The organism is uncultured Marinobacter sp., from assembly GCF_963974375.1.
Lineage (GTDB): Bacteria > Pseudomonadota > Gammaproteobacteria > Pseudomonadales > Oleiphilaceae > Marinobacter.
In genome coordinates this window covers 1-15902 of sequence record NZ_CAXBDN010000077.1, presented here as the reverse complement: position 1 = coordinate 15902, position 15902 = coordinate 1, and the positions used below count along the sequence as shown (strand labels likewise).

Sequence of the window (15902 nt, the reverse complement as noted above, 5' to 3'; positions counted from 1 at the left end):
AAAGGGCTCGAATACGGATACCCGATGGTTCCCGGGAATGCCGGGGCCATAATCCTGAACGTCGATAAAGGCGCGCTCGCCGTCCGGACTTGCGCCGGCCCGCAGTGTGAGCCTGAACTCGCCACACTGCTGGTGACTGTACCGAATGCCATTGTCACACAGGTTGGTGAGGACCTGCTCGATCTGGCTGATGTCGAAGTGAGCGTCAGGCAGAGCTCCGGACACCTTGAGCTGAATGTCTGGCAGCAGGCCACGGCTCTGACTGACGGTCTGGCGATAATCATTCACGAAAGCAGCCAGCCAGGTGGCGAGCTCTACCCGTTCGGTACTGGCCTCCCGTCGTCGCGACAGGTCCAGAATATTTTCGATAATGCCGTTCACCCGGCGGGAGTGTCGCTGAATGATCTCCAGCATGCGCTGATCTGCGTCACGGATCTCCCCGGATTCCTGCATCAACTGGGCAGCGTGACTGATGGCCCCCAGCGGATTGCGTATTTCATGGGCAATGCCGGCGGTAAGACGCCCAAGGGATGCCAGTTTCATCTGCTGTGCCTGCTGGGTCACTTTGCTCAGATCCTCGATGAAGATCAGAATCAGATCGCTGTTGTCCTCATCAAGACGGGTAAAGCTGGCCTGAATCATGGGTGCTGTGGCATTCACCTGAAGCGGCGTGTTGCGGCGGATCGGATCAGCTTTCCAGGTTGTCAGGCCCTGCAGCAGGGCCGTTGGTAATATCCGGTTATGGTGGCCGTTCAGGCCGGGATGACCGAACAGCAGTTCTTCTGCGGCGGCATTGGCCAGTCGGATCTGGCCATCCAGGTCGGTGACCATGATGCCGGTGCGCATGCGCTGGATAATCTGTTGATTGATCTTCTCCAGTTCGATAATGCTGCGGGCCCGGGAGTCTGCCAGGGCTTCACTGCGTTGCATACGCCGGGTTACTGACTGCAGAATCAGCGCCGCTCCAAAATAGAGAATGCCAAGGGAGCCTGCCCGGACAATATCGTCGGGACTGTCGGAGAGAATCAGAACATCCCGCCCCGCCAGTGCCAGCGAGCCGATGGCGGCCAATGCGGCGTAGAAAAAACCCATCCGGCTCGGGGTGAGAATATTGCCTGCGGCTACCGAGATGATGATCAGATTGGCGGTGCCGTTGTTGATGCCGGTACTGAACATCAGCAGCAAGTGCATCACCAGGATATCCACCACTATGGACAGGGTAATATGCTGGCGGGCCGGCCGTCCGCCGCGGACCAACAACAGGCCGATCAGCACATTGAGGAGCAGGTAGCCAACAATGGTCACCTGATAGTAGGCCGGCATCCTCATGGGCTGTTCGAGGTGGCTGGGGTCAATGAACAACAGGCCCGACAACACCAGGCTGATAACAATCCGGTACAGGTTGTAAACCCGGAACAGCTTCAGGGTCTGCGGCAGACTTTCGGGGTGACGGGAAAGGCTGCTGGTGTTCGCTTCGGACACAGTTTGGGCCTCAGTAACTGCAAATAGTGGTGTATTCAGGTCCATCGGGCGAAATCCAGCCCATTAGGCGGTTATAATAGCCCTTAAACCGCAACGAGTTACAGGAGCAGCGCATGTCATCAAGCCAGGACAGTCTTACCACAGCATCGTCCGCCACCCAGAGCGGCAGATATCTCAATGTGGTGATGGCTCAAATGGACTTTCTGGTGGGCGATATCCCGGGTAATGCCGCGCTGGTTATTGATGCGGTGAGGCGTGCCCAGAACGAACACGATGCCGATGTGGTGGTGTTTCCCGAGCTTTGCCTGACCGGCTATCCGCCGGAGGATCTGCTGCTCCGTCCCAGTCTCGATCTGAGAATTAACGATGCCGTGAACCAGTTGCTGGCGGCGGACCTGACCGCGGCCTTTGTGGTGGGGCTGCCGATCCGGGACGGCGGATTGCTCTACAACGGCGCCATGGTTATTGAGAACGGGCAGATTACTGGCCGGTATTTCAAACAGTTTCCGCCCAATTATCAGGTGTTTGACGAAAAGCGTTATTTTGCTTCCGGGCATGAGACCTGTGTGCTGCCAGTCAAAGGCGTGCCGGTTGGCATCACGGTGTGTGAGGATCTCTGGAGTGAGGGGCCAGTGGAGCGCGCGGCCGCAGCCGGTGCCCGCCTGGTTCTGAACCTTAATGCATCACCCTATGATATTGGCAAACAGGCCCGACGCAAGGCTCTGCTGGAGCGCAAGTCCCGGGAAAACTGTGTCGGTATTGTCTACGCCAATCTCGTTGGTGGTCAGGATGAACTGGTGTTTGACGGCGGTTCCATGGTTTTTGACCACTCGGGGGCGCTGGCCATAGAGGTTCCCCAGTTCGCCGAGGGACTCTATCCGGTGAGGTTTCTCTGCGAGCATCATTGCCAGCCGATCTCTCAGCCACCAATACCGGAACCGTCATTGGAAGAGAACGTATACCGTGCTCTGGTGCTGGGGGTGCGCGATTACGTCAACAAGAACCGGTTCAGGTCTGTGGTCCTCGGACTGTCCGGGGGTATTGATTCGGCCCTTACCCTGGCCATCGCGGTGGATGCGTTGGGGCCAGAGCGGGTTCGGGCAGTGATGATGCCATTCCGCTATACCTCCTCGATGAGTCTGGAAGATGCAGAAGCTCAGGCCCGGGCCCAGGGGGTTCAGTACGATGTGTTCTCCATAGAACCCATGTACGAGGCTTTTATGGCAACCCTGGCGGTGCCGTTTGAGGGTACGGAGCCGGACACCACCGAAGAAAATCTGCAGGCCCGTCTGCGGGGTGTGTTATTGATGGCATTGTCCAACAAGTTTGGCTCCCTGGTACTGACTACCGGCAATAAAAGCGAAATGGCGGTTGGTTACTCCACACTTTACGGCGACATGGCGGGTGGCTTCGATGCTTTGAAGGATGTGCCTAAAACCCTGGTGTTCCGGCTGTCCCGGTATCGCAATACGCTGTCAGCCGTGATCCCCGAGCGGGTTATTTCGCGGCCACCGTCAGCAGAACTTGCGCCGGACCAGAAGGATGAAGACAGCTTGCCGGGATACGACATTCTGGATCAGATCCTGAATCTGTATGTCGAGCGTGATTTCAGTGCTGATGCCATTGTCGCGGAGGGCTTTGACAAGGCCGATGTTGCGCGGGTTACCCGGCTGGTGGACATCAACGAATACAAGCGCCGGCAGGCCCCTGTCGGGGTGCGGATAACCGAGCGGGGGTTCGGCAAGGACCGGCGTTATCCTATTACCAATGGCTGGAAAATCGGCAACTGACAGCAAAAAGCCGCGTTCAGGGACGCGGCTTTTTGCTGTCAGAGCAGATCTGGCGACTATTCCTCGTCGCCGATCAGGCCGAAGGTCACCACGTTGGTCAGCGAGCGACTGCCGCGGACAAGCGGGCGTGGCTGGAACTCCCGGTCGGCGTTAAAGGCACTGCTTTCCGGAAAGTTGGTTGCCAGCAGCCTGACCGTGTCTTTCGCCGCGTCATCCAGCTCCAGAACCAGATAGGTCTCTGCCATAATGATCAGCGCTTCTTCGGCCGCAGGGGTGGTGCCGAAATTTTCGACCACATGGCGGGCGCGATTGTTGGCTGCCAAAAACGCCTGTCGGCGAAGATAGTAGCGGGCCGCATGCAACTCCAGCTCGGCAAGACGATTGCGGATAGCGATCATTCGCTGCTGCGCATCCGGGGCGTATTCACTGTCCGGATAGCGACTGAGCAGCTCTGAGAAATCACGGAATGCCTGGCGCTGTTCGCCCGCATCACGGGCCGTCGGGTCCACGCCCAGGTATCGGGTAGCGAACCCGATATCCAGGTTGTAGGAAGCCAGCCCACGCATGTACATGGCGTAATCGGCGTGTTCGCTCTGGGGGTTCAGGCGCAGGAAGCGATCCGCCGCTGAACGGGAACCCTCCAGATCAAGATTCTGGTAACGGGCATAAATCAGGTCCAGCTGAGCCTGTTCCGCATAGCGCCCGAAAGGATAGTAGGTCTCGAGAAAATTGAGGTTCCTTTCCGCCTCATTGAAGTTGCCGGAGTTCATCGCGGTGCGGGCACTGTTGTAATAGTTTTCTTCTGACTGAACCTCTGAATCCTGGCGATTGGACGCGCAGGCGCTGACCAGAACCACCATGGTGATCAGAAGCAAACAACGAAAACCTGATCTCATTCCTGAATCCCGTATAATAAGGCATGAATCCGGAGGCCAGTCGGGGTTATCCCTCTGTTGCTGGCCACCAGGAGCCGTCATTGTAACGGCACAGCCCTCGCTTGTGCAGTGGGTTACCAGACATTCACCAACGGCCCGGGGCCAGTATGACCGAAAATACCCGAATTTGTGCATCCTTTACCGTTCCCCACTCGCTCAGTGGGCGGCGGCTCGATCAGGCTATTGCCGATCTGCTGCCAGAACATTCCCGCTCACGATTGCAGGGCTGGATCAAGGATGGTGTGCTGACCCTTAACGGCAAGACCTGCAAGCCCCGTGACAAGGTCATGATGGGCGATGCCATTGAGCTGGATGCCGAGCCCGAAATCCAGGTGGCCTGGCAGCCGGAGATCATTGAGCTTGATATTGTTTACGAAGATGAGCACTTGCTGGTGATCAACAAACCGGCAGGACTTGTGGTGCATCCGGCGGCCGGTCACGCTGACGGTACCCTGGTGAATGCCCTGCTCAATTACGCGCCAGAGCTGGAAAACCTGCCCCGGGCGGGGGTGGTTCACCGCCTCGATAAGGACACCTCCGGCATCATGGTGGTAGCGCGCAGCCTGATTGCTCATACCTCGCTGGTGGCCCAGCTGCAGGAACGTACCATGGGCCGGGAATACGAGGCCGTTATAGTGGGCACTCTGACCGGCGGTGCGACGGTCGACGCCCCTATCGCTCGTCATCCCAGAGAGCGTAAAAAGATGGCGGTTGTGCCGGGGGGTAAACCGGCCGTGACCCATTACCGGCTGCTGGAGCGGTTCGCCGCCCATACCCTCGTGCGCTGCAAGCTGGAAAGTGGTCGTACTCACCAGATCCGGGTCCACATGGCTCACGTTCGTCACCCGCTGGTGGGCGATCCGGCCTATGGTGGCCGGCTGAGGTTGCCCAAAGGGACAACGGAAGAGTTGCGCCAGGTGTTGGCCGGATTCGGTCGCCAGGCCCTGCACGCACGCCAGTTAACCCTTGAGCATCCGGAAACCGATGAGACCCTGTCCTGGGAAGTGCCGTTGCCGGAAGACATGGAAATTCTGATCGCGGCGCTGCGAAAGCATGCCGCCGAACTGGATAATCATGTGTCCTGATTCGTTTGCTGAAGATACCCCGTTGATCGTCCCGGACTGGCCTGCGCCAGAGCGGGTGCGAGCCTTCTCCACCACTCGTTTGGGGGGTGTCAGCACAGGCCGCTGGGGCGCTCTCAATCTTGGTGGCCACGTTGGAGATGACCCGTCCAGGGTCCATCATAACCGCGAGCGGCTTGCCCGCTGGTGCGCCCTGGAACCGGAACGTTTTGGCTGGCTGAATCAGGTACACGGCGTTGGGGTGGCAACCTTGCCGGTTGCTGGTGTGCCCGATGCGGATGCCGCTGTCGCCGGCAGCCCCGGGCAGGTCTGCGTCGTACTGACCGCCGACTGTTTGCCGGTGTTGTTCTGCAACCGGCAAGGAACCCGCGTAGCGGCAGCCCACGCGGGCTGGCGGGGCCTGGCATCGGGTGTGCTCGCCAGGGTGGTGACAGCCTTGGGGGAACCAGCTGAGCTGATGGCCTGGCTCGGGCCGGCGATTGGACCTGCCGCCTTTGAGGTGGGCCCGGAGGTGAAGGAAGCCTTTGTTCAGCATGACCCTGACGCAGAGGCAGCCTTTACCTGCGGGGGTGCTCGCCCGGGCCACCTGATGGCTGATCTTTTCCAGCTGGCCCGCTTGCAATTACGCGCTCTCGGGGTGCGTCATATATACGGCGGCGATTTCTGCACCTGGTCTGATGCCGAACGATTTTATTCCTATCGCCGTGATGGACAGACCGGACGCATGGCTTCCGGTATCTGGATTGACGCCTCCGGGCGAATTGACTGATCCCCGTCAATTTTCTGACAGCTTTTGTCCTTGTCTGCTTGAACTCCCTCTTATTGCCCCTACATTAAAGAGCAAGATACACAGGATGTCGGGCAGTCCGCCAGCGTCATCCGCCACTGATTGGGGACACCAACACCATGAGAATCGACAAATTGACCAGTCGGTTACAGACCGCTCTTGCTGATGCGCAATCGCTTGCCGTCGGCAAGGACCATAATTTCATCGAGCCGGTGCATCTGATGCAGGCTTTGCTGGATCAGGATGGCAGCGCCATCAAGCCGCTGCTCAAGCAGGCGGGTGCCGACCCCGCCAGAGTCCGGCAGGCCATCGCCCGGGAGATTGAAAACCTGCCGGAAGTGCAGGGTTCTGCCGGCGATGTCTCCATGTCCAACGATATGGGGCGCTTATTCAATATCGCCGACAAACTCGCGCAAAAACGTAAAGATCAGTTCATTTCCAGTGAGTTGATGCTGCTGGCAGCGCTGGAAGATCGCGGAACGCTGGGCCGGGTTCTGAAAGAGCAGGGCATCGAGAAGTCGGCCCTGGAAAAAGCCATTGACGAGGTGAGAGGTGGTGAAGCCGTGAACGACGCTGGTGCTGAAGAGAATCGTCAGGCCCTGACCAAATACACCATCGACCTGACCGAGCGGGCCGCCGCCGGCAAGCTGGACCCGGTGATCGGTCGTGATGACGAGATTCGTCGCACCATTCAGGTGCTGCAGCGCCGGCGCAAGAACAACCCGGTGCTGATCGGTGAGCCGGGGGTTGGCAAGACCGCTATTGTTGAAGGTCTGGCCCAGCGCATTGTGAACGGAGAGGTTCCTGATGGCCTGCGGGATAAAAAAGTGCTGTCTCTGGACATGGGCGCACTGATTGCCGGCGCCAAATTTCGCGGTGAGTTCGAGGAGCGACTCAAAGCCCTGCTTAATGAACTGTCCAAGCAGGAAGGGCAGATCATTCTGTTTATCGACGAAATTCACACCATGGTGGGTGCTGGCAAGGCCGAAGGCTCCATGGATGCGGGTAATATGCTCAAACCGGCCCTTGCCAGGGGCGAGTTGCACTGTGTGGGCGCCACCACGCTGAATGAGTATCGCGAAAATATCGAGAAAGACGCGGCGCTGGAGCGTCGCTTCCAGAAAGTTCTGGTCAGCGAGCCCAGCGAGGAAGACACCATTGCCATCCTTCGCGGCCTGAAAGAGCGGTACGAAGTTCACCATGGCGTCGAAGTGACCGACGGCGCCATCATCGCGGCGGCCAAGCTGTCCCATCGCTATATCACGGATCGGCAGTTGCCGGACAAGGCCATTGACCTTATCGACGAGGCGGCCAGCCAGATCCGTATGGAAATGGATTCGAAACCGGAAGCCCTCGATCGCCTTGAGCGGCGTCTGATTCAACTTAAAATCGAGCGTGAAGCCCTCAAGAAAGAAACCGATGCGGCCTCCAAGAAACGCCTGGAGGAGTTGTCTGCGGTGATCGTAAAGGTTGAGCGTGAATACGCCGATCTTGAGGAAATCTGGAACACTGAAAAAGCTGCACTGCACGGCTCCCAGAAAATCAAGAGCCAGCTGGAGCAGGCTCGTATTGATCTGGAGAGCGCCCGTCGCGCCAGCGACCTGGGCCGGATGTCCGAATTGCAGTACGGGCGGATTCCGGAGCTCGAGCGTCAACTGGATATGGCCAGCCAGGCAGAAATGATGGAAATGACGTTGCTGCGCAACCGCGTTACCGACGAGGAAATCGCAGAAGTGGTTTCCAAGTGGACCGGTATTCCTGTCTCGAAAATGCTGGAGGGCGAGCGCGACAAGCTGATGCGTATGGAAGAGGCGCTCCATGGCCGGGTGATTGGCCAGGGTGAGGCAGTTGAAGCTGTGTCCAACGCTGTACGCCGGTCCCGGGCTGGTCTGTCTGACCCGAATCGGCCCAACGGCTCGTTCCTGTTCCTCGGCCCCACCGGGGTGGGCAAGACTGAGTTGTGCAAGGCCCTGGCCGCATTCCTGTTTGACACGGAAGAGGCCATGGTACGGATTGATATGTCGGAGTTTATGGAGAAGCACTCGGTAGCAAGGCTAATTGGTGCGCCTCCCGGCTATGTCGGTTACGAGGAGGGCGGCTACCTGACCGAAGCCGTGCGCCGGCGGCCCTATTCCGTGTTGTTGCTGGATGAAGTAGAAAAAGCCCATCCGGATGTGTTCAACGTTCTACTGCAGGTACTTGACGACGGCCGGCTGACCGATGGCCAGGGCCGCACCGTTGATTTCCGCAACACGGTGATCGTCATGACGTCCAATCTCGGCTCCCACGTCATCCAGGAAATGGCAGGCGAGGAAAACTACGACGCCATGAAAGAGGCGGTCATGGAGGTAGTGGGCACTCACTTCCGGCCGGAGTTTATCAACCGGGTGGATGAAGTGGTGGTGTTCCATCCGCTGGCAGAGAATCAGATTCTGGGCATTGCCAGAATCCAGGTTGAGTCTCTTGGCAAGCGCCTGAAAGACCAGGATATGAAGCTGGAGCTGGACGAGTCGACACTGGCGTTGCTGGCGGAAGTGGGTTACGACCCGGTTTACGGTGCCCGTCCGCTGAAACGGGCGATCCAGCGCATGATCGAAAACCCGCTGGCCCAAATGCTGCTCAAAGGTGAGTTCGCCTCTGGCGATACCATCCTGGCGACGGTCGAAGACCACAAAGTGGTGTTCCGCAAGGCCTGATCGGGTCGCGAGCAGTCAACATCGGTCGATAAAAGGCCGACATTAAAAAGGGGAGCCGGTTCTGGGCTCCCCTTTTTTGTCGTCTGGTCGGGACGGCTCTGCAATTACTGCTGCGCAGCAGGCGCCTCATCACCACAGTTCTCGGCAGCGATGGTTTCGAACTGCTGCCGCTGCTCTGCTATTTCCTCCTGATCCAGGTAACGCTGCTCACCGTTCTCTTCAATTCGTATCCGGGCATTGGAGTTGAGTACTGACAGATTGCTGCGGGCGGTGGCGCAGTTGGCTTCCCGCTGCTTGCGGCGGGCTTCCTCAACTGCAGTTTCATTGGCACGTCGCCGGTCTCCTTGCTGGCGGTTTTCCAGTGCCTCCACCTGTGCCTGGGGCGATGCCCGCTCGGAGGGGCCGGTGCTGGGGCGGCCGGTGCGGACGCTCACTTTCTCCGACTGACGGCCGGTGGGCTCACGATCACCAAAGTGAGTCACGCCGTTTTCATCGGTCCATCGGTAGACCGACTGGGCGAGGGTCATGGTCGGCATCAGCGCGCCAATCAGGGCAATGAGCACAAGCTGTCTGATCATTGGTTTTGTATCCCGGGGCAGAATATTGTCAGTCAGGTTACATCATGCCACGACAACCCGTGGTTTTCGCGATTTCGTCGTGAATCTGTGAACCGGCACGAAAATCCTCGCCAGTGGCCGCTTTCTTGGTCTGGCGGGCTGCTTTCTATTGACAGGAGGTTTCCCGCTGTCAGAATTACGGATTGCCTGAAAACTGGGGTGAATTACGGCAGGTAATCCCGAGCAGTAACCCCCTTTGAATACCACACTGTACTTCTTGCGCTCCAGGCGCAGGCGGTTGCTTATTAGTATTAGCCTTAGTTTAGTATTGATTGCAACCCGTTGACTGGCCACTTTCCGGAACCCTCAGGGATGTGGCTGTCCAGGAGACAACCTCTGTCAGACAGTGCGGCGGAACGTTCGTGAAAGCCTTCAAAAGAGGCAGGCAGCGGACATCCAGGCAATTCGGGATGCGTCCCGTAACATTCACTCGTTTGTAGAGGGTAATCACGTGGAGTTATTGTCTGGTGCCGACATGCTCATCCGCTCATTGCAGGATGAAGGCATTGAATATGTGTATGGATATCCCGGTGGTGCAGCGCTTCATATTTATGACGCGCTGTTCAGGCAGGACAAGGTCAAGCATATCCTGGTGCGTCATGAGCAGGCGGCGGTCCACATGGCCGACGGCTACGCCCGTGCCACCGGCAAGCCGGGTACCGTCCTGGTAACCTCGGGTCCCGGAGCCACCAACACCATTACCGGTATTGCCACCGCCTTTATGGATTCCATCCCGATGGTGGTGCTCTGCGGCCAGGTCGCTTCCACCCTGATTGGCGAGGATGCCTTCCAGGAGACCGATATGATCGGAGTCTCCCGCCCGGTGGTGAAGCACAACCTGTCGGTTCGTCATCCGGAGGAAATCCCCGCAGCCATCAAAAAGGCCTATTACATTGCGGCGTCAGGTCGCCCGGGTCCGGTGGTGGTCGATATCCCGAAGGACATGACCACCCCCAATGAACGCTACGAATACGCCTACCCGAAGAAGGTCAAGCTGCGTTCCTACAATCCGGCGGTACGAGGCCACTCGGGCCAGATCCGCAAGGCGGTCGACATGCTGCTGGCGGCCAAGCGTCCGATCATCTATGCCGGTGGTGGCGTCATTCTGGGCAAGGCTACGGAACAACTGGCTGAGCTGACCAGAACGCTGGGCTATCCCCTGACCAACACCCTGATGGGAATTGGCTGTTTCCCGGCGACGGACAAACAGCACCTGGGCTGGCTGGGGATGCACGGAACCTATGAGTCGAACATGGCGATGCACCACTCGGACCTGATCCTGTGTATCGGGGCGCGCTTTGATGACCGGGTGACCAACGCTACCGAGAAATTCTGCCCCGGAGCACGCATTGTTCACATCGACATCGATCCGGCGTCCATCTCCAAGACGGTCGATGCGGACGTGCCCATTGTCGGACCGGTGGATTCGGTGCTGCGTGAAATGATCGGCCTGATCCATGACTCCAAAGAGAAGCCAGATGCCGATGCACTGGCGGCCTGGTGGAAACAGATTGAAGACTGGCGGGCGTTTCATGGCATGCGCTATGAAACCAGCCCTGACGTGATCAAGCCTCAGGAAGTCATCGAAGCACTGTGGCGGCTGACCGGGGGCGATGCCTATGTCACCTCCGATGTGGGTCAGCATCAGATGTTCGCGGCCCAGTACTACAAGTTCGACAAGCCCAACCGGTGGATCAATTCCGGTGGCCTCGGCACCATGGGCTTCGGTCTGCCAGCAGCCATGGGGGTCAAGCTGACCCATCCGGACGCTGAAGTACTGTGTATTACCGGTGAAGGCAGTATCCAGATGAATATTCAGGAACTGTCCACCTGCAAGCAGTACGATCTGCCCGTCAAGATTATCAACCTGAACAATCAGGCCCTGGGCATGGTGAAGCAGTGGCAGGACATGAACTATGAGTCCCGCCACGCCGAATCCTACATGGAGTCGCTGCCTGATTTTGTGAAGCTGGCGGAGGCCTATGGTCATGTGGGCATTCGCATTGACCGGAAAGAAGACCTGGAGCCAAAGCTGAAAGAAGCGCTGGCCATGAAGGACCGGCTGGTTTTCCTGGATATTTACGTTGACCGTTTCGAGCATGTTTACCCGATGCAGGTTGCCCGGGGATCCATGAAAGACATGTGGCTCAGCAAGACAGAGAGGGTGTGATCATGCGTCGAATCATTTCTGTTCTGCTTGAAAACGAACCGGGTGCACTGTCGCGGGTGGTTGGCCTGTTTTCCCAGCGTAACTACAACATTGAAACCCTGACCGTGGCACCGACCGAGGACGAAACCCTGTCTCGCCTTACTGTCACCACCACCGGCTCCGACAAGGTGATCGAGCAGATCACCAAGCAGCTCAACAAGCTGATCGAGGTGGTCAAGCTGGTGGATCTGACCGAGGGCTTTCACATCGAGCGCGAGCTGATGCTGGTGAAGCTCAAGGCGACCGGAGCCCAGCGCGCTGAAATCAAGCGCACGGTGGACATTTTCCGGGGTCAGATCGTCGACGTGACGCCCACGGTCTATACCGTGCAGCTGACCGGAGAAAGCGATAAGCTGGACGCCTTTATTCAGGCAGTCGGCACGTCAGGTGTGATGGAAGTCGTCCGTTCAGGTGTTTCCGGCATTGCCCGTGGCGAAAAGGTATTGAGTCTCTGATCCGGTCATACCGGGTCCCCCATTATTCACTCGGGGCCCCTGACGGGGCCTGTACACATTGAAGAGGTTAGTCATGCAGGTTTATTACGATAAGGATTGCGATCTTTCCATCATCCAGAGCAAGAAAGTCGCCGTCATCGGTTACGGCTCCCAGGGCCACGCCCACGCTTGCAACCTGAAGGATTCCGGTGTTGATGTGACCGTGGGCCTGCGCCCCGGATCGTCCTCCATCGCCAAGGCTGAGGCCCATGGCCTCAAAGTCAGCGACGTCCCGGCCGCAGTTGCCGCCGCTGACATCGTCATGGTGCTGACGCCAGACGAGTTTCAGTCACAGCTGTACCGCAACGAAATTGAACCAAACCTGAAGCAGGGTGCCACTCTGGCGTTTGCTCACGGTTTTGCGATCCACTACAACCAGATCGTGCCCCGCAGTGATCTGGACGTGATCATGATTGCGCCGAAAGCACCTGGCCACACCGTGCGTACCGAGTTCGTCAAGGGCGGCGGCATTCCTGATCTGATCGCCATTTTCCAGGATGCCTCCGGTAACGCCAAGAACGTTGCTCTGTCCTACGCCAGCGGTGTGGGCGGCGGTCGTACTGGCATCATCGAAACCACCTTCAAGGATGAAACCGAGACCGACCTGTTCGGTGAGCAGGCCGTTCTGTGTGGTGGTGCGGTCGAGCTGGTCAAGGCCGGTTTTGAGACCCTGGTTGAAGGTGGTTATGCGCCGGAAATGGCCTATTTCGAGTGCCTTCACGAGCTCAAGCTGATTGTCGACCTGATGTACGAGGGCGGCATCGCCAACATGAACTACTCCATCTCCAACAATGCGGAGTACGGTGAGTACGTGACTGGCCCGGAAGTTATCAACGATGAATCCCGCGCTGCCATGCGCAACGCACTGAAGCGTATCCAGAGCGGCGAGTACGCCAAGATGTTCATCTCTGAGGGTGCTCACAACTACCCGTCCATGACCGCTGCCCGTCGCATCAACGCGGAGCATCCGATCGAGCAGGTGGGTGAGAAGCTCAGGGGCATGATGCCCTGGATCTCCGCGAACAAGATCGTGGACAAGTCCAAGAACTGATCTCACTGAGATCTCTCAGAAACGCGGCCTTTATGGCCGCGTTTTTTTTGGGAAGCGTATTTGTTTGCCGGCGGTTTTTTGTGACAAGGCTCCGGGACGTTATACTGGGGCAACATGCTTTCTGGATATAACGCGATGAGCAAAGACCAAATTACGCCCCGGGATGAAGCTGGCTCCCCCAAGCCAGAGCAAGATGAATTGAATCCGGTTCCCGGAGAGGTCATTGAAGAGGAAATGGTTGAAGGTGCGCCTGTACGCCGGCGAGGCATCTATCTTCTGCCCAACGCTCTGACGACGGCCTCCTTGTTTTCAGGCTTTTACGCAATCGTTTCCGCTGCCAACGGGATGTTTGCCAACGCAGCTATTGCCATTTTCGTCTCCATGGTGCTGGACGGACTCGATGGCCGGGTGGCCCGGATGACCAATACCCAGAGCAAGTTCGGGGAAGAGTACGACAGCCTTGCCGACATGGTGGCTTTTGGTGTGGCACCGGGGCTTGTGGCCTTCTTCTGGTCCCTCAACAATCTTGGTCAGGTAGGGTGGGCCATTACCTTTATCTACGTGGCCGGAGCGGCGCTCAGGCTGGCTCGCTTCAATACCCAGATTGGCTCCGTAGACAAGAAGTTCTTTGTGGGGCTGCCCAGCCCCGCAGCCGCAGCGGTGGTTGCCGGTCTGGTGTGGTGTTTCCATGAGTACGACCCGGCGACCTGGTTAACTCTGATGACGATCATCGTGGTGGGCGGCTCAGGGATGCTTATGGTAAGCAACATCCTCTACAACAGTTTCAAGGATCTGGATATGCGGGGGCGGGTTCCGTTCGCTGCGATACTGCTGGTGGTGCTTATCTTCGTGGTGATCGCTCTCGACCCCGGCACCGTACTGTTCACTGCGTTCCTGATTTACGCCCTGTCCGGGCCGGTTCGTTCCCTGTTCAGGCGGTCACGGAAGATCACGCCGGAAGACGCCTGATCCAACAGAGTCCCGGGTCAGTGAGCGTTGTCACTGCCCGGGAATTATCCCAGCCGGCTCCGGTCAATCCCACACCCCTTCGGTGAATCGGAGTCTGTTATGAATATCCTGTCCAAGCCTTCCTGGGCGTTGCCCGAAACTGAAGTTACACCAGAATCTGTTTATCTGAATCGCCGGACGTTCATGGCGGGCACGGCTGCTGTCGCTGCCGGGGTGGTCATGCCGGCCTGGGCCGATGCCAGTCCGGAGTTGGCCGAGCTGGATTACCGTTCCCGTCCGGACCTTTCGACACAGGAAAAGCTGACGCCCCGGGATGCGGTAACTGGCTATAACAACTTCTATGAATTTGGTACTGGCAAGGGCGATCCTGCCAGTTATGCCCATGAGATGTCCGTCGAACCCTGGACGGTAACCGTTGATGGGGCCTGTGGTAAGCCAGGGACTTACGATCTGTCAGCCCTTGCGCCGGAACGCAATTATGAAGAACGGATCTATCGGCTTCGTTGTGTCGAGGCCTGGTCCATGGTGGTTCCCTGGATTGGTATCCCGCTGGCGGACATTCTCAATCAGTTCGAGCCGAGCGCCAGTGCCCGTTACGTGTATTTCGAGACGCTGAATGACCCGGCCCAGATGCGTGGTCAGCGTTCCCGGTTCAGCACCATCGACTGGCCCTACCGGGAAGGGCTGCGAATGGACGAGGCGATGAACGAACTCGCGTTTATGGCTTTTGGTCTCTACGGCAAGACCTTGCCGAATCAGAATGGTGCCCCCATGCGGTTGGTGGTTCCCTGGAAATACGGCTTTAAAAGCATCAAATCCATCGTTCGTATCCGCTTCCAGGAAGAGCAGCCCAAAACCACCTGGGAAATGCTGGCGCCGCAGGAGTACGGGTTCTACGCTAACGTCAATCCGGAAGTGGACCACCCCCGCTGGAGTCAGAAGCGTGAGCGTCGGCTGCCTTCCGGTCTGCTGTCTCCGAACTGGGTCGAAACCACCAAATTCAATGGTTACGGAGAGCAGGTGGCCTCTTTGTATGACGGTATGGATCTGCGGAAATTCTACTGATGGCGAGGGCGACTTCCTGGGTGAGGGCGCCCTGGTTTATTACTGGCTTCCGGATATCGGTCGCTGTTCTCGCCTCGCTGCCTTTGCTGCGGCTCCTCTGGCAATTGTTTACCGTTGGGCTGGGTCCTGATCCGGCCCAGGTCGTTGTTGATACCTTGGGTATCACAGCCCTGCAAGTGCTCTGGATTACCCTGGCGCTAACGCCGTTGCAGCGTGTGACGGGCTGGCCTGGCTGGATACGGGTTCGCCGCCTGCTTGGCTTGTACGCCTTTTTCTATGCAGTACTCCATGTTCTGGCATTCCTCCAGTTTATTGTTGGCTGGCAGGACCTCTGGGCCAGCTTCACGGAACGCCCCTATGTGATTGCAGGCAGTATTTCGTTCGTTATCCTGCTGGTGCTGGCAGTGACCTCGCCCAGGGCGGCCATGAAATCCCTCGGCAAGCGCTGGAAGCCTTTGCATCGCCTGGTCTACATTGCTGCGGGTGCCGCCCTGGTTCACTTTCTTTGGCAGGCTCGCAGCGATATTACAGAAATGGTCGGTTATGGAACTGTGCTGGCCGTGTTGCTGGGTTTCCGGGTCTGGTGGCGTGTTCGTAAGCGGCCAGGTATGCCGGCATCCCGAAAAAACGATTAAACAATGCCCGGTTTGGCTGATGTTTGAACGGCCCCTTACGTGCAAACCGCGATACGGTGAAGAAAGTCGAAAAAGGTCGTTGACAGGAAA

General features: G+C 57.9%; 13 protein-coding genes. 10 read left to right on the top strand and 3 right to left on the bottom strand.

Annotated features, from left to right (window positions below):
- A partial coding sequence (locus AAC035_RS08615) for a histidine kinase dimerization/phospho-acceptor domain-containing protein (protein ID WP_339802591.1) occupies window positions 1-1482 on the bottom strand: 1482 nt, incomplete at its 3' end.
- Window positions 1483-1595: 113 nt separating this feature from the next.
- Here AAC035_RS08615 and AAC035_RS08610 point away from each other — a divergent pair.
- Window positions 1596-3272, top strand: coding sequence for an NAD+ synthase (locus tag AAC035_RS08610; protein WP_339802589.1), 1677 nt, complete (start codon window positions 1596-1598; stop codon window positions 3270-3272).
- Between the two features lie 56 nt (window positions 3273-3328).
- Here AAC035_RS08610 and AAC035_RS08605 read toward each other — a convergent pair whose 3' ends face one another.
- A complete protein-coding gene (locus tag AAC035_RS08605) occupies window positions 3329-4168 on the bottom strand; it encodes an outer membrane protein assembly factor BamD (RefSeq protein WP_339802586.1) in 840 nt (279 codons plus the stop codon).
- Window positions 4169-4314: 146 nt separating this feature from the next.
- Between AAC035_RS08605 and rluD the strand changes: the two genes are divergently transcribed.
- The 3 genes from rluD to clpB all read left to right on the top strand — a co-directional run bounded on the left by rluD (window position 4315) and on the right by clpB (window position 8772).
- Window positions 4315-5292 (top strand): 23S rRNA pseudouridine(1911/1915/1917) synthase RluD, encoded by a 978-nt coding sequence (rluD, locus tag AAC035_RS08600; RefSeq protein WP_339802583.1) that lies wholly within the window; start codon window positions 4315-4317, stop codon window positions 5290-5292.
- Window positions 5282-6058, top strand: coding sequence for a peptidoglycan editing factor PgeF (gene pgeF, locus AAC035_RS08595; protein ID WP_339802580.1), 777 nt, complete (start codon window positions 5282-5284; stop codon window positions 6056-6058). Before rluD ends, pgeF begins: the two co-directional genes overlap by 11 nt.
- Window positions 6059-6195: 137 nt before the next feature.
- The gene (gene clpB / locus AAC035_RS08590; RefSeq protein WP_339802578.1) at window positions 6196-8772 is read left to right on the top strand and encodes an ATP-dependent chaperone ClpB; all 2577 of its coding nucleotides are present in this window, start codon (window positions 6196-6198) and stop codon (window positions 8770-8772) included.
- A 104-nt stretch (window positions 8773-8876) separates the two neighbouring features.
- Here the strand turns inward: clpB and AAC035_RS08585 are convergent, their stop codons facing one another.
- Complete coding sequence (locus tag AAC035_RS08585; RefSeq protein WP_339802574.1) at window positions 8877-9350, bottom strand: DUF4124 domain-containing protein; 474 nt, start codon at window positions 9348-9350, stop codon at window positions 8877-8879.
- Between the two features lie 490 nt (window positions 9351-9840).
- Between AAC035_RS08585 and AAC035_RS08580 the strand changes: the two genes are divergently transcribed.
- The 6 genes from AAC035_RS08580 to AAC035_RS08555 all read left to right on the top strand — a co-directional run bounded on the left by AAC035_RS08580 (window position 9841) and on the right by AAC035_RS08555 (window position 15812).
- Entirely contained in the window at window positions 9841-11559 is a 1719-nt protein-coding gene (locus AAC035_RS08580; protein WP_339802571.1) for an acetolactate synthase 3 large subunit, read from the top strand.
- A 2-nt stretch (window positions 11560-11561) separates the two neighbouring features.
- On the top strand, window positions 11562-12053 hold the full coding sequence (gene ilvN / locus AAC035_RS08575; RefSeq protein WP_339802569.1) for an acetolactate synthase small subunit: 492 nt from the start codon (window positions 11562-11564) through the stop codon (window positions 12051-12053).
- A 73-nt stretch (window positions 12054-12126) separates the two neighbouring features.
- Window positions 12127-13143 carry a ketol-acid reductoisomerase gene (ilvC, locus tag AAC035_RS08570; protein ID WP_339802566.1) on the top strand — a complete coding sequence of 339 codons (1017 nt, stop codon included), beginning with the start codon at window positions 12127-12129 and terminating at the stop codon, window positions 13141-13143.
- Window positions 13144-13278: 135 nt separating this feature from the next.
- Complete coding sequence (pssA, locus tag AAC035_RS08565) at window positions 13279-14112, top strand: CDP-diacylglycerol--serine O-phosphatidyltransferase (protein WP_339802563.1); 834 nt, start codon at window positions 13279-13281, stop codon at window positions 14110-14112.
- Window positions 14113-14211: 99 nt separating this feature from the next.
- On the top strand, window positions 14212-15177 hold the full coding sequence (msrP, locus tag AAC035_RS08560; RefSeq protein WP_339802560.1) for a protein-methionine-sulfoxide reductase catalytic subunit MsrP: 966 nt from the start codon (window positions 14212-14214) through the stop codon (window positions 15175-15177).
- A complete protein-coding gene (locus tag AAC035_RS08555; protein ID WP_339802557.1) occupies window positions 15177-15812 on the top strand; it encodes a protein-methionine-sulfoxide reductase heme-binding subunit MsrQ in 636 nt (211 codons plus the stop codon). The genes msrP and AAC035_RS08555 overlap by 1 nt, the downstream gene beginning before the upstream one ends.
- Window positions 15813-15902: the final 90 nt, after the last annotated feature.